General features: G+C 63.1%; 17 protein-coding genes. 5 read left to right on the top strand and 12 right to left on the bottom strand.

Annotation, left to right across the window (positions count from 1 at the left end; translation table 11 throughout):
- Window positions 1–61: 61 nt before the first annotated feature.
- Both NDO48_RS09615 and NDO48_RS09610 read right to left on the bottom strand, forming a co-directional pair.
- Complete coding sequence (locus NDO48_RS09615) at window positions 62–2,413, bottom strand: xanthine dehydrogenase family protein molybdopterin-binding subunit (RefSeq protein ID WP_026227256.1); 2,352 nt, start codon at window positions 2,411–2,413, stop codon at window positions 62–64.
- A 122-nt stretch (window positions 2,414–2,535) separates the two neighbouring features.
- The gene (locus NDO48_RS09610) at window positions 2,536–3,036 is read right to left on the bottom strand and encodes a (2Fe-2S)-binding protein (RefSeq protein ID WP_026227257.1); all 501 of its coding nucleotides are present in this window, start codon (window positions 3,034–3,036) and stop codon (window positions 2,536–2,538) included.
- 268 nt (window positions 3,037–3,304) lie between these two features.
- Between NDO48_RS09610 and NDO48_RS09605 the strand changes: the two genes are divergently transcribed.
- Window positions 3,305–4,003, top strand: a complete 699-nt coding sequence (locus NDO48_RS09605; RefSeq protein WP_026227258.1) for a fumarylacetoacetate hydrolase family protein — start codon at window positions 3,305–3,307, stop codon at window positions 4,001–4,003.
- A gap of 20 nt (window positions 4,004–4,023) precedes the next feature.
- Here the strand turns inward: NDO48_RS09605 and NDO48_RS09600 are convergent, their stop codons facing one another.
- From NDO48_RS09600 to NDO48_RS09580, 5 genes are all read right to left on the bottom strand, one after another.
- Window positions 4,024–4,515 carry a MaoC family dehydratase gene (locus NDO48_RS09600; RefSeq protein ID WP_018428300.1) on the bottom strand — a complete coding sequence of 164 codons (492 nt, stop codon included), beginning with the start codon at window positions 4,513–4,515 and terminating at the stop codon, window positions 4,024–4,026.
- Window positions 4,516–4,593: 78 nt separating this feature from the next.
- A complete protein-coding gene (locus NDO48_RS09595; protein WP_026227259.1) occupies window positions 4,594–6,102 on the bottom strand; it encodes an ATP-binding protein in 1,509 nt (502 codons plus the stop codon).
- Window positions 6,103–6,325: 223 nt separating this feature from the next.
- Window positions 6,326–6,760 (bottom strand): phasin family protein, encoded by a 435-nt coding sequence (locus tag NDO48_RS09590; protein WP_018428302.1) that lies wholly within the window; start codon window positions 6,758–6,760, stop codon window positions 6,326–6,328.
- Window positions 6,761–6,831: 71 nt separating this feature from the next.
- Entirely contained in the window at window positions 6,832–8,139 is a 1,308-nt protein-coding gene (locus NDO48_RS09585; protein WP_267321389.1) for a DUF445 domain-containing protein, read from the bottom strand.
- A 69-nt stretch (window positions 8,140–8,208) separates the two neighbouring features.
- A complete protein-coding gene (locus NDO48_RS09580; RefSeq protein ID WP_018428304.1) occupies window positions 8,209–8,775 on the bottom strand; it encodes a GNAT family N-acetyltransferase in 567 nt (188 codons plus the stop codon).
- Between the two features lie 221 nt (window positions 8,776–8,996).
- Between NDO48_RS09580 and rirA the strand changes: the two genes are divergently transcribed.
- A complete protein-coding gene (gene rirA, locus NDO48_RS09575) occupies window positions 8,997–9,455 on the top strand; it encodes an iron-responsive transcriptional regulator RirA (protein ID WP_018428305.1) in 459 nt (152 codons plus the stop codon).
- 34 nt (window positions 9,456–9,489) lie between these two features.
- Here the strand turns inward: rirA and NDO48_RS09570 are convergent, their stop codons facing one another.
- The 5 genes from NDO48_RS09570 to hemP are packed head-to-tail and all read right to left on the bottom strand — an operon-like array spanning window position 9,490 to window position 13,617.
- A complete protein-coding gene (locus NDO48_RS09570; protein WP_018428306.1) occupies window positions 9,490–10,281 on the bottom strand; it encodes a heme ABC transporter ATP-binding protein in 792 nt (263 codons plus the stop codon).
- Window positions 10,282–10,298: 17 nt separating this feature from the next.
- Window positions 10,299–11,408, bottom strand: coding sequence for a FecCD family ABC transporter permease (locus NDO48_RS09565; RefSeq protein ID WP_018428307.1), 1,110 nt, complete (start codon window positions 11,406–11,408; stop codon window positions 10,299–10,301).
- 10 nt (window positions 11,409–11,418) lie between these two features.
- Complete coding sequence (locus NDO48_RS09560) at window positions 11,419–12,321, bottom strand: ABC transporter substrate-binding protein (protein WP_018428308.1); 903 nt, start codon at window positions 12,319–12,321, stop codon at window positions 11,419–11,421.
- A 5-nt stretch (window positions 12,322–12,326) separates the two neighbouring features.
- Entirely contained in the window at window positions 12,327–13,382 is a 1,056-nt protein-coding gene (locus tag NDO48_RS09555) for a hemin-degrading factor (RefSeq protein ID WP_026227261.1), read from the bottom strand.
- Between the two features lie 10 nt (window positions 13,383–13,392).
- A complete protein-coding gene (hemP, locus tag NDO48_RS09550; protein WP_026227262.1) occupies window positions 13,393–13,617 on the bottom strand; it encodes a hemin uptake protein HemP in 225 nt (74 codons plus the stop codon).
- A 206-nt stretch (window positions 13,618–13,823) separates the two neighbouring features.
- On the opposite strand from hemP, the gene NDO48_RS09545 reads away from it, so the two are divergent.
- Genes NDO48_RS09545 through NDO48_RS09535 form a run of 3 tightly spaced genes read left to right on the top strand, consistent with a single transcriptional unit; the run spans window position 13,824 to window position 17,705 of the window.
- On the top strand, window positions 13,824–15,983 hold the full coding sequence (locus tag NDO48_RS09545) for a TonB-dependent hemoglobin/transferrin/lactoferrin family receptor (protein WP_267321388.1): 2,160 nt from the start codon (window positions 13,824–13,826) through the stop codon (window positions 15,981–15,983).
- 2 nt (window positions 15,984–15,985) lie between these two features.
- The gene (locus NDO48_RS09540; protein WP_018428312.1) at window positions 15,986–16,414 is read left to right on the top strand and encodes a hypothetical protein; all 429 of its coding nucleotides are present in this window, start codon (window positions 15,986–15,988) and stop codon (window positions 16,412–16,414) included.
- Between the two features lie 10 nt (window positions 16,415–16,424).
- Window positions 16,425–17,705, top strand: a complete 1,281-nt coding sequence (locus NDO48_RS09535; protein WP_157632738.1) for a TonB family protein — start codon at window positions 16,425–16,427, stop codon at window positions 17,703–17,705.

The raw sequence follows: 17,705 nt of genomic DNA, 5'->3' as shown, positions 1-17,705 counted from the left end.
CTCTGCGCCCGCCTTCACCTCTTCCACCATTTCGCTGCTCCCTATTCCCTGTTCGCTTCTCTCAGTGCTTCGTGCCGGCGCGAAGTGCTGCCCACACCCTGCCCGGCGTTGCCGGCATGTTCAGGTTGTCGTGGCCGAGCGCGTCGGTGATGGCGTTCATGACGGCAGGCGGCGAGCCGATCGCACCTGCCTCACCGCAGCCCTTGATGCCGAGCGGATTGCCCGGGCATGGCGTGTTGGTGGTCGACACCTGGAACGACGGCAGATCGTCGGCGCGCGGCATGGTGTAATCCATGTAGCTTGCCGTCAAAAGCTGTCCGCCGGCGTCGTAGACCGCGCCTTCCAGCAGCGCCTGGCCGACCCCCTGGGCGATGCCGCCATGCACCTGGCCTTCGACGATCATCGGGTTGATGATGTTGCCGAAATCGTCGGCGGCGACGAACTGCACGATATCGGTCATGCCCGTTTCCGGATCGACCTCGACCTCGCAGATGTAGCAGCCGGCCGGGAAGGTGAAATTCGACGGGTCGTAGAACGCCGTCTCCTTCAGCCCCGGCTCCATGCCCGACGGCAGATTGTGCGCCGTGTAGGCGGCAAGCGCCATCTGGAACCACGGCACGCTCTTGTCGGTGCCGGCCACCTTCAGCGCGCCGTTCTCGATGACGATGTCGCCCTCGTCGGCCTCGAGCAGATGAGCCGCGATCTTCTTGGCCTTGGCTTCTACCTTGTCGAGCGCCTTGACGACGGCCGACATGCCGACCGCACCCGACCGCGAGCCGTAGGTGCCCATGCCCATCTGCACCTTGTCGGTATCGCCATGGACGATGGAGACGCTGTCGAGCGGCACGCCGAAGCGTGAGTTGACCAACTGGGCGAAGGTCGTCTCGTGGCCCTGGCCGTGGCTGTGCGAGCCGGTCAGCACTTCGATGGTGCCGACGGCGTTGACCCGGACCTCGGCGGATTCCCACAGGCCGACACCGGCGCCGAGCGAACCCACCGCCGCCGACGGCGCGATGCCGCAGGCCTCGATGTAGCAGCTCATGCCGATGCCGCGCAGCTTGCCCTTCTTGGCGGCTGCAGCCTTGCGCTTGGCGAAGCCGGCATAGTCGGCCTGCTTCATTGCCGCATCGAGAGAGGCGGCGTAGTCGCCAGCGTCATAGTTCATGATCACAGGCGTCTGGTGCGGGAACTGGGTGATGAAGTTGGTCCGCCTGAGGTCAGCAGGCGAAACACCAAGTTCACGCGCGGCGATTTCCATCGTCCGCTCGAGCAGATAGGTCGCCTCCGGACGCCCTGCCCCGCGATAGGCGTCGACGGGAGCGGTGTTTGTGTAGACCGTCCGGACATTGGCGTGGATCGCCGGGATGTCGTACTGGCCCGACAGCAGCGTAGCGTAGAGATAGGTCGGCACGCAGGACGAGAACAGCGACATGTAGGCGCCGAGATTGGCGATGGTGTCGACCTTAAGCCCGATGATCCGGTTGTTCTTGTCGAAGGCCATCTCGACCTCTGAGACATGGTCGCGGCCATGCGCGTCGGTGAGGAAGCTTTCGGTTCGGTCGGCCACCCATTTTACCGGCACACCGGCGCGCTTGGAGGCCCACAGGCAGACGATCTCTTCCGGGTAGATGTAGATCTTCGAGCCGAAGCCACCGCCGACATCGGGTGCGATGACGCGCAGCTTGTTTTCGGGCGCCACATTGTAGAAGGCGCTCATGACAAGGCGTGCGACATGCGGGTTCTGCGAGGTGGTCCAGCAGGTATAGTGGTCTTCGGCCTTGTCATAATGGCCGAGTGCCGCGCGCGGCTCCATCGCGTTGGGCACCAGCCGGTTGTTGTGGATGGTTACTCTGGTCACGTGAGCTGCCGCCTTGAGCGCGGCGTCGGTCGCCTTGCCGTCGCCGATCTCCCAATCGAAGATCAGATTGCCCTCGGCTTCGGGATGCAGCTGCGGTGCGCCCTTCTTCAGTGCCTCGCCAGCGTCTATGACTGCCTTGCGCTCCTTGTAGGTGATGTCGACTGCCTCGGCCGCGTCACGCGCCTGTCCCTTGGTCTCGGCGACAACGATGACGACAGCGTCGCCGACATAACGGACCCGGTCGACCGCCAGAGGCGACCAGGCGCCCATCTTCATTGGCGAGCCGTCCTTGGAATGGATCATCCAGCCGCAGATAAGGTTGCCGATGCCGTCGGCCTTGAGCTGCTTGCCTGTCAGCACCGCAATGACGCCTGGCATGCCTTCGGCCGCCTTGATGTCGATCTTCTTGATGTCGGCATGCGCATGCGGGCTGCGTACGAATGCCGCGTGTTTCATGCCGGGCACGACCATGTCGTCAACATAACGGCCGCCGCCGGTGATGAACCTCTTGTCTTCCTTGCGCGTCACGCGCGCGCCGATGCCTTCCATTCCCATTTCAGTTCCTCCCGAACCCAAAGAGCGAATAGCGAATAGCGAATAGTGAGTGGCGATAAAGGGAGTCCATGCCGGCTTTCGGGAGATTTCCCTACTCGCGACCGGCCACTCCCTGTTTGCTCCTACGCTGCCTTCTTCGCCTTGCTCCTCGATGCCTTGGCCATGGTCTTCGATGCCGCGAGGATCGACTTGACGATGTTGTGGTAGCCGGTGCAGCGGCAGATGTTGCCTTCCAGCTCCGCGCGCACGGTTGCCTCGTCGAGGCCGTCGGGATGGCGCCGGATCATGTCGGTCGCCGTCATGATCATGCCCGGCGTGCAGAAGCCGCACTGCAGGCCGTGATGTTCCTTGAATGCCGCCTGTACAGGGTGAAGGTCGGCGCCGTTGGCGAGGCCTTCGATAGTGGTCACGGTCGAGCCCGAAGCCTGGGCCGCGAGCATGGAACAGGACTTCACGGCCTTGCCGTCGACATGGACGACGCAGGCGCCGCACTGCGACGTGTCGCAGCCGACATGCGTGCCGGTAAGACCCAGATTCTCGCGCAGGAAATGTACAAGAAGCGTGCGGTCCTCCACCGCAGCGCTGACCTTTCGGCCATTCACGACCAAAGTAACCTCTGACATGAAACCTCCCACTGTTGCCGCGACCGGCCAGGCAGACCCCGCACCCGTCAGGTGATCAAATCCTATCCCTGCAAATTGCGGCTGCAAGCCACAATTTGGAGACCAGACACGCATTGCGTGCAGTCCAGCGCAAATTCTTTCGCCTGAAGGCCGAAAAGTTGGAAGCAGACGGGGCTGGCGTGACAGCAGACGGCGGATCGTGCGAGAAGTCGCCAGCGCTTTCTTGGCCAACGCTTTCTTGGCCAGTGCTCTCACGGAGTGACCAGCCTTGTCGGAATTCGTCTTCGCCCCTCCCACACCTGCATCGGTCGCCGTATCAGGCTCTTCGGAGCGCTTTCCCGTGCGGCGCATCTTCTGTGTCGGCCGCAACTATGCCGCCCACGCCCGCGAGATGGGCAAGGATCCCGACCGCGAGCCGCCGTTCTTTTTCGGCAAGCCGGCTGATGCCGTCGTCGACAGCGGCATCACCATCCCTTACCCGACGCTGACCGAAGACCTCCACCACGAGATCGAGCTCGTCGTCGCCATCGGCCGCGGCGGCTCCAACATCCCCGAAGCCAAGGCGCTCGAGCACGTATGGGGTTATGGTGTCGGCATCGACTTCACCCGCCGCGACCTGCAGGACACGGCCAAGAAGATGGGGCGCCCCTGGGACTGGTCGAAGGGATTCGACCAGTCGGCGCCATGCGGCCCGATCGTGCCCGTCGCACGGAGCGGTCACCCATCGCATGGCCGTGTCTGGCTGGCGGTCAATGGTACGGTCATGCAGGAAGGCAATCTCAATGAACTGATCTGGACGATCCCAGAAGTCATTTCCATTTGCAGCCAGGCGATGGAATTGAAGGCGGGCGACCTGATCTACACCGGCACGCCGGCAGGCGTCGGCGCGGTCAATGCCGGCGACAAGGTCACCGGTGGCGTCGAAGGTATTGGCGAGATCGAGATCACCATCGGGGCGCGCCGCTAGCGCCCTGAGGGAAAGGAACTCTACGCCGTCGCCTTCTTTCGGCGCTCGTAGAGCATGACGAGCGTTTCGGCGACCAGCGCAGGCTTGGTTGCCCCCTCGATCTCGATGGTGTTTTCGGACTTGAGCAGATACTGCCCAGGGCCCTTGTCCTCCATCGACACCAGCACCGTGCGCATGCGCACGCGCGCCCCGACCTTGACGGGTGCAATGAAGCGCACCTTGTCGAGGCCGTAGTTGAAGGCAGCCTGTGTGTTCTCGGGGATGACGCCAATTTCCTGGATCAAGGCGCCGATCAGCGAAAGCGTCAGGAAGCCATGGGCAATTGTGGTGCGGAACGGGCTCTGGCGCCGCGCCCTTTCAGGGTCGACATGGATCCACTGGCGGTCTCCGGTGCAATCGGCAAAGCCATCGATGCGCGATTGATCGACCTCGACCCAATCGGACACGCCGAGTTCCTCGCCGACCTTGGCGCGCAGTTCCTCAAAGGTCCCGATCGGTTTTTCCAGGCTCATGTCCCACCTCCGAAAGCTTGGCGCAAACTGCGGACCATGAAGCCTTGCCTGCTGTCAACCTCGGAAGCGGTCAGAAACCTATTCCGCCGCCTGCCGTTCAACCAGGTCGTCCGTCCGCTCGGGGTCACCGGGTGCGGTCTCGCAACCGAGATCGGGGAATGCCACCGAGCGCTTGCCGTGGAAATCGGTGCGCACCACGACCAGCCCTTGCTCCTCGAAATAGGTGAGCAAGCGCCGCGCCCGCCGTGCCGAGTGGCTGCCATAGGCATGGGCGATTGCCGCGTCGGACGGGCACGGCGCGCCCTTTACCGCCGCCTGGGCGACGATCAGGAACACCGCCTGCAGGTCCTCCGGCAGGGCAGCCGACATGCCGAGCGCCTGCTGCCAGGTGTCGCTCGATGCGGTCTCCTCGTCGATGCCCGAGCGCGCCACGGCGTAGCGGCGGCGGAACATTGCCAGCGTCGGCGGCTCGCCCTGCATGCGCTTGATGCGGCAACGCACGAGAAAATCCTGGAACAGCACGGCGTCCGTGCGGAACGCGGCGTCGGGATCCTCGACCATCTCGCGCACGATCGTGTCGATCAGCGCCTCGCGCTCCGCCTCGTCGAACAGCGGGAAGATCGGCTCGGCCACCGGTGCCGAGGCTTCGGCGCGTGCCTGCGTGAGCTGAGCGATGATGTCGGCGGTCGGTGTCGGGGTTGGCGGCGGCGGCCGCCGCACGGGCTGGCGCGCTTCGAGCGGCGCCGGCGCGAAGATCAGATCGCGGGTGTCGTCGTTGGCGTCCGGCAGCGGCATCAGCTTGGGGCTGACCGAACGCGCCGACGTTTCGACCGGGCCGATGGCGATCGGCAGCGGCCGGCGCGACATCGCCGGCCCGAGCGCGACAAAATTGCCGCGCGCCAGGTCGCGGAACATTTCCGCCTGACGACGTTCCATGCCGAGCAGGTCGGCAGCGCGCGCCATGTCGATGTCGAGGAAGGTGCGGCCCATCAGGAAGTTCGATGCTTCCGCAGCCACGTTCTTGGCAAGCTTGGCAAGGCGTTGGGTAGCGATCACACCGGCCAGGCCGCGCTTGCGGCCACGGCACATCAGATTGGTCATGGCCCCGAGCGAAATCTTGCGTGCCTCGTCGGACACTTCGCCGGCCACCGCAGGGGCAAACAGCTGCGCCTCGTCAACGACCACCAGCACCGGATACCAGAAGTCGCGCTCGGCATCGAACATGCCATTGAGGAAGGCGGCCGCACCGCGCATCTGCTGCTCGACATCGAGGCCTTCGAGATTGAGAACGACCGAAACGCGGTGCTGGCGGATGCGGCCGGCGATGCGGGTCAGTTCGGCCTCGGTGCGCTGGGCATCGACCACGACATGGCCGAAGCGATCGGCCAGCGTGACGAAATCACCCTCTGGGTCGATGATGCATTGCTGGACCCAGGGCGCACTCTGCTCCAACAGGCGGCGAAGCAGGTGCGACTTGCCGGAACCCGAATTGCCCTGCACGAGCAGGCGGGTCGCCAGAAGCTCCTCGAGATCAAGCTGAGCCTTCGTCCCTCCGGACGCCGCTCCCATCTCGATACCTACTTTCATCCTCTTCCTCGGTGCATGTCAGCGCCTGTCTCCGGCGGCGGGAATCGGCTGCCGGATTTTCACGCACAGGTTCTAAGTGCTGCAGCGTCTTTTGCCAGCCTTAAAGACGGCAGCGCTGCAAATGTGAGAGGCGTTTCTTAGCACCCGCCGGCCGCCAATGCTCGGTCCGTCTGGCGAAACCCACAGGAGAGCGACAAAGGTCCAGGATCTGGCGAACAGGCGGCTACGGCTTTTTCTTGTCGAAGCTCTCGCGGATTTCCTCGATCGACTCATGGATGCGGCTGCGCAGGATGTCGACAGATTCCGTGCCCGACTTGCGTACGATCTCTGCCACCTCGCCGGCATTCTTGACCGCTGCCTCGAAAGAGCGCTTGGCAAAATCGGCCTGCCTGGAGATCAGCTCCTGCGGGTTGCCGTGCGCGCGGAGTTCCTGGGCATTTTCGGTGATCTCACGCAGCGCGTCCTGCAGCACTTCGCGTTGCTTTGACATCAGCGAAGCAGCGCCTGACGCCGTAGCCTTGACCGATTTTTCCAGCGCCTCGAGATTCTTGCGGTGATGGCCGATGATCGCATCGACATCGACGCCGGGCATCTTCAGGTCACGCCCGAATTTCGAAAACATATCCATGAAGGATTCCGGTTCCGGCTTCTTCGCCATGGCTCGCTCCCGTTTGGCTCCGGGCGTCCCCCGGAGGTCGCAAGGTGAGAATAGACCAGCAACGCTCCCGGTCAATTCGCAAGCAGCAGCAACTCGGCCGAATAAAGCGCGAGGCCAGCCAACCCGCCGATCAGCATGCCGTTAAAGCGGATATATTGCAGGTCGCGGCCGACATTGAGCTCGATGATACGGGTCATCTGGCCAAGGTCCCAGCTCTTCACCTGCTCGGCGATGAAGCCGGAAACGCCGCTTTTCTGGCTTTCCACGAAGGAAGCGAGTGCGACCACGAAGCCTTCGTTCATGTCGGAACGTATCTGCGGGTCGCGGGCGAGATTTTGGCCGATCTCGACAAACAGGCTGGCGAGGTGCCTGCGCGTCATCGACTGGTCCGCCGCCGCATCCTGCTCGATGAAGCGGCGCATGCTGCGCCACATGTCGTTGGCCAGCCCCCTGAGTTCGGGCCGGGCGAGGAAATTGCGCTTCACCTGCTCGGCTCGCCGGGCATATTCGGGGGAATGTCGCAGCTTTTCGACGAAACCATGGACGAAGCTGTCGAATTCGCCGCGAAGCGGATGACCGGGATCGGCGCGCACCTCTTCGAGAAGCGTTGCGGCCGAGGCGACGATGCGCTTGAGCAGATAGGCATCGGCCCGGAACAGGTTGAAGACGGACGGCAACTCCTCGCGGATTTTCTCGCGCAGCACGGCCAGCGCCTGCTCGTCTTTGAGGAAATTGCCGATGATCACGGTGAATTCGTCGAGCAGGCGCTGGTGCCTGCGGTCGTCGGTGAAGGCCGACAACAGCTCTGCCGCCAGCGGAGCCACCTCCACCTTGCCGATGCGTTCGAGCATGCGCCTTGTGGCGAAGTCGCGCAGGCCGGTGTCCTCGATGGCCTGGAGCATCTTCGGCACCAGCCGGGCGACAAAACGGGCCAGTCCCTCGGCCTTGCCGCGATCCGACAGCCATTCGGCCACCAGCGCCGCGAAATCCACCTCGCCGAGCTTGCGCCGCACAGGTTCGGGCGCCAGGAAGTTGGCTTCGATGAACCGGCCCAGATTGTCGGCGATGCGCTCCTGGTTGGAGGGGATGATCGCTGTGTGCGGAATGGGCAGCCCGAGCGGCCGCTTGAACAGAGCGACAACGGCGTACCAATCGGCCAGCCCGCCAATGGTGGCTGCTTCGGCAAACGCGGCAACGAAGCCGAGCCAAGGCCAGCGCCCCTGCAGCGACTTGGCCGTCGCGAAGACGATGACACAGAGGGCAAGTGCAGCGGTTGCCAGGAACTTCGTTCGCCTGAGAACTGCAAGCTTCTCTGTGTCCGGGCCGCCGGTCGAGGCATTGATGCCGGCCTGAACAGCCTGGCTTTGCGATGAGGACATCAGATGCCTTCCCTGTTGGTCACAGGGACAATATCGGCACGCGCAGCCAGCGCTTCAATTCGAAATGCGTCAGGCAGCAATTGCCTTGCCGGTGCTGCGCCTGCCGAGGTCGGCCGGAACCTGCCATTCGACGTCGGCATCAGTTATGGCGTCCAGTTCGATGACGCCGTTGGTCTCGCCGTTCTCGAAGCTGAGTTTGGCGTTGAAACGGCGCGCCAGCGCCTTCATGGCATTGTTGCTGGAATGGGTCGAAACCTGAAGGCGGCTGTAGGCGAGCCCCCTCGCCTGGGCAACAAGGCGCCTGAATAGGCGTCCGCCGATGCCACGGTGCTGAAGCTGGCGCTCGACGCTGAAGGCGATCTCGGCCGTCGGCTCCTGCTCTTCGGGGCGCTCATGCAACTCCGCCGCACCCAGGACCTTGTCGCCCTCGACATAGCCGATGACGGTCACGCCCTGGTGGAAGCAGCGCTCTGCATAGGCCTGGAGAAAGCCGTCGTCCATGAGCCCGTTGAACCGGTCGCGCCGGCTCTGCCCATCCAGTCTCAGGAGATGTTCGGCAAAGCGGGGCAGATCGGACGGCCGCAACTGGCGGATCGTGCCGACCAGCGGGCGTTGGGCAAACTTGATCTGTTCCATGTCGTAGTCCTCATGGGTTCCTCCCCAGAGTCTCTGACTCCCGACATGCGCAATATTGTGCAATGCAACAAAAACTTCAACCCGCGAGCTCGGCCAGTTACGCAAGGCTGGCTTGCACTGGAGGCGCATCGCGACGCAAATTGTTGACATCGCTTGTCTGGAATTGTTCTAAGGTGTAGGCCATATAAGAGGCCTGTCCGCGCCACAGCGAGGAATCACCAATGCGTCTTACCCGCCAGACCAACTACGCCATGCGCATTCTCATGTATTGCGCGGCCAATCAGGGCCGGCTGAGCCGCGTTCCGGAAATCGCAACCGCTTACACGGTGTCGGAGCTGTTCCTGTTCAAGATTCTTCAGCCACTGGTCGAGGCTGGCCTCGTCGAGACCGTTCGCGGCCGCAACGGCGGTGTGCGCCTCGGCAAGGCTGCCGACAAGATTTCGCTGTTCGACGTGGTGCGCGTGACGGAAGAGAGCTTTGCCATGGCCGAGTGCTTTGAGGCCGATGCCGAATGCCCGTTGATGGACAGCTGCGGCCTGAACTCGGCGCTGCGCGAAGCGCTGAACGCCTTCTTCGAAGTGCTTGGACGCTACACCATCGCCGATCTCGTCGCTGCCCGCCCGAACATGCGCGAAACGCTGGGGATCAACTTCCCCGAGCCGCAATCGCTGGCAAGCTGATGGCGGCAGCCAGCTGATACCGGGCAAGCCGGTATCAGGCGACTGCCGATTGCGGCAACACGAACGGCACGTTGGCCGCTGGCAAGGCGCCGACACGTAGCCGGCAACCGAACACCCTCTCGATCAGCTCGTCGCTCAGAACGTTTTGGGGCGCGCCCATCGCGGCCAGGCAGCCACGATGCATGACGGCTATGCTGTCGGCATACATGGCCGTCAGGTTGAGGTCGTGCAGGATGGCGACCACCGCCCCGCCGCGCCGCGCAAAGTCGCGGGCAATGTTCATGATGATAAGCTGGTGCTTGATGTCGAGGCTCGACACCGGCTCGTCGAGGAACAGGTAACGCGGCTTGCCGTCCAGCACCGGCGCCCACACCTGGCAGAGCACGCGCGCCAGCTGCACCCGCTGCTGCTCGCCGCCCGACAGTTCCTGATAGAAGCGCCCGGCAAATCCCTCGAGATCGACGCGCGCCAGCGCCCGGTCGGGCAGTCGATCATCCTCTCCCGCCAGCGCGCCCGAACGGCCGCCGGTCACCCCGAGCTTGACGATCTCGCGAACGGTGAATGGAAACGACAGCGCCGTCGACTGTGGCAGTACCGCCCGCATGGAGGCGGCCTGCCAGGGTTTCAGCGCCGAAATGTCCTTGCCGTTGAGCGAGATGCTGCCGGAATAGGACAGCTCGCCGGTCAGCGCCTTAAGGAACGTGGTCTTGCCCGATCCATTGGGACCGACAATGGCGGCGAGCTCGCCTGGGCGGACGGTGAAGTCGATGTCGTTGACGATCCGCTTGGCGCCGATCGAGACGGAAACCTGGCGTGCTTCGAGCATGTTCACGTCCCCAAGGCTCAGAGATCGATCACGCTGCGGTTGCGCAGCAGGATCCACAGGAAAAACGGCCCGCCCACCGCGGCTGTGATGATGCCGATCGGAAGCTCCGCCGGTGCAACGATGGTGCGGCTGACGGCATCGGCGAGCAGCAGCAGGCTGGCGCCAAGCAGCGCCGAAGCCGGCAGCAGGTAGCGGTTGTCGGGGCCGATGGCCAATCTCAGCAAATGCGGCACGACGATGCCGATGAAGCCGATGCCGCCGCTGACGGCAACCGACGCGCCGATTGCCGCCGAGACCGAGACGATGGCGATATATTTCAGCCGCTGCACGGGGACGCCGAGATGGGCGGCGGTCGCCTCGCCGAGCGAAAGGGCGTTCAGCCCCTTTGCCAGGAACGGAGTCACCGCCAGCGCCAGGACGATGATCGGACCGGCGGCGGCGATCTTGATCCAGGTTGCGCCCGCCAGCGAGCCGAGCTGCCAGAAGGTCAGGTCGCGCAGCTGCCGGTCATCGGCCATGTAGACCATCACCCCGGTCAGCGCCATTGCCATCGCCCCCAGTGCGATGCCGGCGAGCAGCATGGTGGCCATGGAGGTTCGCCCCTGACGGGTTGCGACGTTGTAGAGAATGATGGTCGTGAGCAGTCCGCCAAAGAAGGCAGCCAGCGGCAGAGCATAGGTGCCCAACAGGGCCGTGACGGGCATCAACACGCTGGCTCCGAGCACGATGATCAAGACGGCGCCCAGGCCTGCACCGGAGGAAACGCCGACAAGGCCAGGATCGGCCAGCGGATTGCGGAACAGGCCCTGCATCACGGCACCCGATACGGCGAGCGCCGCTCCAATCAGGATGCCCAGGATCACGCGCGGCAGGCGAATGTCGTAGACGATGATGGCGTCTCGCGCCGACAGTGCCTCGTTGCCCGGCGTCGAGCCGAACAGCCATTCGCTGACCAGACCGAGTGCCGAGGCATCGGAGGCGCCCCAGGTCAGGCTGGTCAGCGCCGTGAAGGCAAGCACAAAGGCGAGCAGGCAAATGACGATCACTGCCCTGGCCGAACGGTCGCCACTCGCATGGCGTCCGTCCGCGCCGGTGGCGGCAACGCCGGCAATAGTTTCATCCGTCACTTTACCGGTCCTATTTCTTGACCGCGTCGCCATAGAGCGCTGCGGCAAGATCCTTGACCGCACCGGCAGTGCGCGGCCCGAAGCCCAGAAGATAGGCACCATCCATGCGGATCACCTTCCTGGCCTGGCCTGCAGGGGTCGAGGCGATTGCCGGATGGCCGTAGATCTGGCTGTCATCGATGGCGAGTTGGCCCTCGCGATCCATCATCAGGATCATGTCCGGTTTTGCGGTGATCGCCGCTTCGTCGGTAAGCTGCTTGTAGCCGGAGTAGCCCTCGACCGCGTTGACGCCTCCGGCCATGGCGATGATGCCGTCGGCCGCAGTGTTGCTGCCGGAGGCCAGGATCTTGCCGCCCTGCATGCTCAGGATGAACAGCACGCGCTTGCGCTGGTCGGCGGGAATGTCCTTGGTCAGCGCCTCGGCCTCGCTCAGCTGCCCGTCGACCTCCTTGGCCAGGGCCTCCGCCTTGGCTTCGACGTCGAGCGCCTTTCCGACGACACGGATCTTGTCGATGATGCCCTTGTGGCTAAAGCCTTCGGGCACGTTGATGAAGGGAATGCTCGCTTTCTTCAGAACGTCGACCGCTTCCTTCGGGCCGCTGCCCTCGAGCGCCAGGATGCCCGATGGATTGACCGACAGCACGCCTTCCGGCGACAGCGCCCGCATATAGCCGACGTCGGGCAGCTTGAAAGCTGCCTCGGGATAGACGCTGGTCGAGTCGCGGGCGACAAGCGACTTTTCCTCACCCAGCGCATAAACGATCTCGGTGATCGAGCCGCCGACGGATGCAACGCGCGAGCGGTCCGGCAGAACGCTCAGCCCTTCTGCCGCCTGGCTGGCGGCGGTGGCAGAAAGAAGGGCAAGCCCCAGCGCGGCCGAGCGCAGAAGCCCCTTGGAAATCGACATGTTCATAGTCCTCACGCCGCGTTCTGCTGCGCGGAAACAGCTAGGTTCTCGACAAGGCCGCGCCATTCGGTACGCTCGTCCTGGCCTTCCTTCCGCTTGCCGAAGAACTGGATGATCATGTCGCCATTGGCGTCATAAGCTTCCACCGAGGTCACATGACCATCCTTGGTCGGCTTACGCACAGCCCAGAGTTCCTGGACATGGTCGGCCCGCAGATGGAGATGGAAGGTCTCATCCATCACATTGATCCACGGCCCCATCGGTTTGATGTTCTTCACCGGCCCGGAGTGGATCTGGATGCAGCCATGGTTGCCGACGAAGCACATGATCGGCAGGCTGCTCTGGGCCGACTGGTCGAACATGGCCGGAAGCGCGTCCTTGTCCAGCGTCCAGGCATAATCGCGGCCAACCATGCGCATCGCCTGCTGGCGGCCGAGCTTCAGCGACTTCAACATGCCGAAGAACTCGTGGGTGTCGGTCAGCTTGCTCCAGCGCTCGCGCAATTCGTCGATGCTTGCCGCGCCTTGGCCGGCGGGCTCGGCGACAGTCGCCTGAACCGTCGCGACGGACGGGTCCTGATTGTCCGATGCAAGCGTCTCAACCAGCTTCTGGTAGGCATAGAGATTGGACGCCGGCCGCAGATGCACCTTGTGCACGGCAGTGCCCGCGGCATCGAAGAACTGCAGGCTGCGGCGGATATCGTCGCCGTCGCGCTTTTCGACAGCAAAACCATGCGCCCAGGCGCTCGGGAATATCCTGAGGTCGATCTGCTCGCCAAGAACCATGGCGGCATGCTTGCCCGGTACGACCTTGTCGTAGATACCGATCTTCTCGTGCACGGCACTTTCGTTGCGGGTCAGTGCCATGACCTCGCCGACTGCCTCCAGACCGGCCAGCATGTCGTTGACACGCGGCTCGATGCGGAAGACCCCGTCGCCGCAATGGGCGGCGACCAGATCGGCCTCGGAAATGGCTAGCTGGCTGGCGAGATCGCGCTCGCGCATTTTCGGGCTCTCGGCCCGGGCCCGCCTGATTTCCTGTGGGTTGGGCTTAACGCGCTGGTCCATTTTCGAATACCTACTTGTTGAGAATGAGCTTGCCCTGACGGGTAATCTTGAGGCGGTAGAGTGCGCCGCCATGGTCGATGCCGATCTCGAAATCGCCAAGGAACAGCGACTCGCTGGTCAGCGTCCTGACGGCCAGCGTTCCCGCCATCGGACGAGGCCCACCCTGCCCTTCGGGCCTGCGGTATCCGTGCCGATATTGGCCGGAACGGAAGTGGTTCGGGTCGTGCGAATTCATCTCATTGCACTCCTTTGTCCGTTCGCCCCGCCGGCCCAGCCGGTCGTGGTCCATCAGGTTCAAATCAATTAGTTGACTCGAACAATCATGTTTATTAGTCAGTGCAATACCGGAGTGAACGAGTCAAGATTTAAGACGCGACCGGCAGACGAAAAAAATGCAAGCAAGCGCCGAGCGAGCCAGCATGGGACATTTGGAGTTGGGACATGGGGCTGGTTGCTCGGAACAAGGCTGCTCTGCTGGGCGGAGCGGCGATGATGGTGCTGGTCGGATTGCAGGCCGCACAAGCGCAGGAAGCGCAGACGAATGAACAGGAAAAGAAAGGCCGCGTGACGCTGCTGCAGCGCCTCGTCATCGGCGCTGGCAAGGAAAAGGTGGCGATCGACACACCTCAGGCCGTTACCGTCGTCGACCAGGAGGACATTGACCGGCTTCAGCCCGAGACCATCGGTGAAATCATTCGCGCCACGCCCGGCGTCAATGTTACCGGCTCGGACAGGTTGCTTGGCCAGAGCTTCAACATCCGTGGCATCGGGGCGCCTGAGAACACGGGCGACGGCGGCCGCATCATCGTCAATGTCGACGGCGCCCAGAAATTCTACGAACAGTATCGTCTCGGCTCGTTCTTCTCCGATCCGGAACTGTACAAGCGCGTCGAAGTGCTGCGCGGCCCGGCTTCGTCCACCCTTTATGGCTCGGGCGCGCTTGGCGGCGTCATCAATTTCGAGACCAAGGACGCTTCCGACTTCATCGCCGAGGGACAGACAGGCGCGCTGCGGCTCAAGAGCTCCTGGAACAGCAATGGCAATGGCTACCTGCTCTCGTCAGTGCTGGCCCAGCGTTGGGGCGAGAACGCCGAGTTCCTGCTGACCGGCAACTACCGCGCGTCCGATCCTTACGAGTCCGGCAATGGCAAGGAGGTCATCGGCTCGAACTTCAAAGCCTGGTCGGGTCTCGCCAAGGGCACCTTCAACGTTGGCGACGAAGGCAAGCTGCGGATGTCCTACCAGCAGTGGGACTCCAATCTCGATGACCAGCAGTTGTCGCAGACCAGCGCAGCCGCGTTCTTTGGCCTGATCGACCGGCACGTCATCGATCGCACCGCGGTCGTTTCCTACGAGAACCCGTTCTCCGACAACGACATGCTCGATGTGAAGGTGTCGGCGTCGTACTCCAACACGACCAATGAACAGCGCAATGCCGACCTGCGGTCATCCTGCAGCGCCGGGTCGTTCGCGGTCGTCTGCGATTCGAACTACGGCTACCAGACCTGGCAGTTCAATGCCCAGAACACGATGGATTGGACTGGCGACAACTGGGTCAACCATCTGACCGTAGGTTCACAGTCCAGCTATCAGACGCGCGAGGCCGAGGCATTCCGCAACGACGGCACCCAGTTTCCGGTTACCTTCCATCCAGAGGGTACCGACGTAAAAACCGGCGTCTTCGCTCAGAACGAGTTCGTCTGGGACGAGCGGTTGACGCTGATTTCCGGCATGCGGCTTGACTGGCACCGCTTGTCACCAGATTCCGCTGTTATCAATCCTGGAACAGGTACGACCGCAGCCGACAGCGACGACACCGCCTTCTCGCCGAAGATTGCCGCCCACTACAAGATAAACGACGCTGTCGCGGTCTTTGGGTCCATCGCACACACTGAACGCTTCCCGACCATCGACGAGGTGTTCTCGACTGCGAGTTCGTCGTCGACATTCCTGCCAAGCCTTGGCCTGAAGAAGGAACAGTCAAACAATTTCGAAGCTGGGTTTGCGCTCTCCGGCAACGATCTGGTGCAGGACGGCGACGCGGGACAGTTGAAGGTTACAAGTTTTTATAACGATGTGACGAATCTGATCGCACTGAACAGGCCTTTCGCCGCCGGTTTCAACAACAAGCCCGGCTTCGAAAACATCGACAAGGCCGAACTCTATGGCTTCGAAGTCGAGGCGGCATATGATTCTGACTATGTTTTCGCCAATGCGGGGTACTCGTACGTCGTCGGCAAGAACAAGAAAACCAATGCCTATCTGACGACGATCGCGCCGCATGAACTTGCCCTCACGCTTGGCGGCAAGGTGCCGGACTACGACATCAGGTTTGGCTGGAAGGCCCGCTTTGTTGCAGGACCGCAAGACAAGAGCCGCGACACCAGCACACCGCCGGTCAACGAGACGCGCTACTCCAAGGCCTTCGATGTCCACGACATCTTCTTCACGTGGAAGCCGCAGGACGGTCAGCTGTCCGGCTGGGAAGCAAACTTCGGCATCGATAACGTGTTCAAAAAGCAGTACAAGGAATTCCTCGTGAACGACGACGCCAAGGGCCGTACGTTCAAGGTTTCCCTGTCCAAGCAGTTCGGCTGGTAACGATGCGCCACCTCGCGACATCGTTCGTCGGGGCGGCGGCTCTTCTCGCGACGGCGGCAACCGCCGTCGCCCAGAGCCCCTCTCCCGAGCTTGTGCTCGAGCTCAACGCAGCGCAGCCCTCAGACAAGGGCTGCCGCTTCACCTTTGTGGTCAGCAACAATCTCGGCACCGAGCTGTCCAAGGCCGCCTTCGAGATCGCGCTGTTCAACGACGCCGGCGTGGTCGACCGGCTGACCGTGCTCGACTTCAAGGACCTGCCCGCGGGCAAGACCAAGGTGACGCGTTTCGACCTGCCGGGAACCGACTGCACCAAGGTCAGCCGCGTGTTGATCAACCATGCCACCGATTGCACCGGCCCGGGCATCGAGCCCGGCGCCTGTGTGAAGTCGCTGCGCACCGCATCCAAATCCGGCATCGCGTTCGGCATCTGAGGGGGCAGACGTGGGATTGGAACCGGCCTTCGCCAAAAGCACAGTCGCCTGGCCTCTGGCTGGCATCGGTGCCTGGCCGGCCGAGCCCGACGACCCCGAATTCGCAATCCCGCGCGGCGCACTGCGCATCTGCGCCCGCGACACCGCGCACGGAAGCGTTCTGGCCGACGCCAGCCCGCTGCTTCAGGTCCCGGCAAGCGAGCCGCTGTCGCCGAGGCAATCCACGGTCAGGCTTCGCAGCCGCAAGTGGCTGGCCGCGATCCTGGCTTCTTGTGTTTTCCACGCCGCGGTCGCCATGTTCTTCATGACGCGGGGCGACGAAGATCAGGTTCTGATCGAAGGCAGCGCCAATGCCGGCATCACCTTGCTCGGCAATGCCTCCGAGGACCAGTCGGCTGCAGGCGATCAGTCGGAGATCGATCCGAATACCATCACCAATGTGACGATGGTCACGATGCTGGACGCCAAGCCCGTCGAGACGGTCGAAGCCCAGGCCGTGCCGGAATTCACACCTGCAGAGGCAGTTGAAACCGCGGCCCAGGAAACGCCTGTCGCTGAAACCATCCAGCCGGTCACCGACCAGCCGGTGCAGCCGACGACCACCGATCCGCTGCCGGAAATCCTTGCCACCGACAAGATCGAGCCCGTCGAGGACGACAACATCGTCCAGAAGCCGGTCGAAATGGCAAAGGTCGAACCGGTCGAGACCGAAACCGAGACGGTGCCGGTTGCTGAAGAGATCGTCGCCGAGGCTGTACCGGAAGTCGTGAAGCCAGAACCAAAGCCTGAGCCCGTGAAGCCAGAACCGGTGAAGAAGGCCGAGCCGAGACCGGTCAAGAAGCCCGAGAAAAAGGCCGAGCAGCCGAAGAAGCTGGAAAAGGCCCCTGCCAGGCAGCCTGCCCCCGTCAAGGCAGGATCCGGCGGCAAGGGCCAGGCCGACGCGCGCAGGGGCGCGGCCGACGGCGCGGACAACGGCACCACCACCACCAAAGGCAAGAACGGCAGCAGCGCATCGGCAGGCAATGCCGCAGTCTCCAACTATTCCGGCAAGGTCCGCTCAAAGCTGTCAAGATCGTTCAGAATGTCGAGAGGCAAGGGCGTGGTGGTCGTTTCGTTCGTCGTCACGGCAAATGGCAGCGTGAGTTCAATCAGTGTGACAAGCAGTTCCGGCGTGCCGGCGATCGACAAGGCTGGCCTCGACGCCGTGCGCCGCGCGGCTCCTTTCCCTCCCATTCCACCCGAAGCTGGACGCTCGACCTGGCACTTCGAAATCCCTCTGGAAACGCGATGA

It is taken from the genome of Aminobacter sp. MET-1 (assembly GCF_026521175.1).
Lineage (GTDB): Bacteria > Pseudomonadota > Alphaproteobacteria > Rhizobiales > Rhizobiaceae > Aminobacter.
Note: the sequence above shows the minus strand (reverse complement) of the source record. Positions and strands in the feature narration are given on the sequence as shown.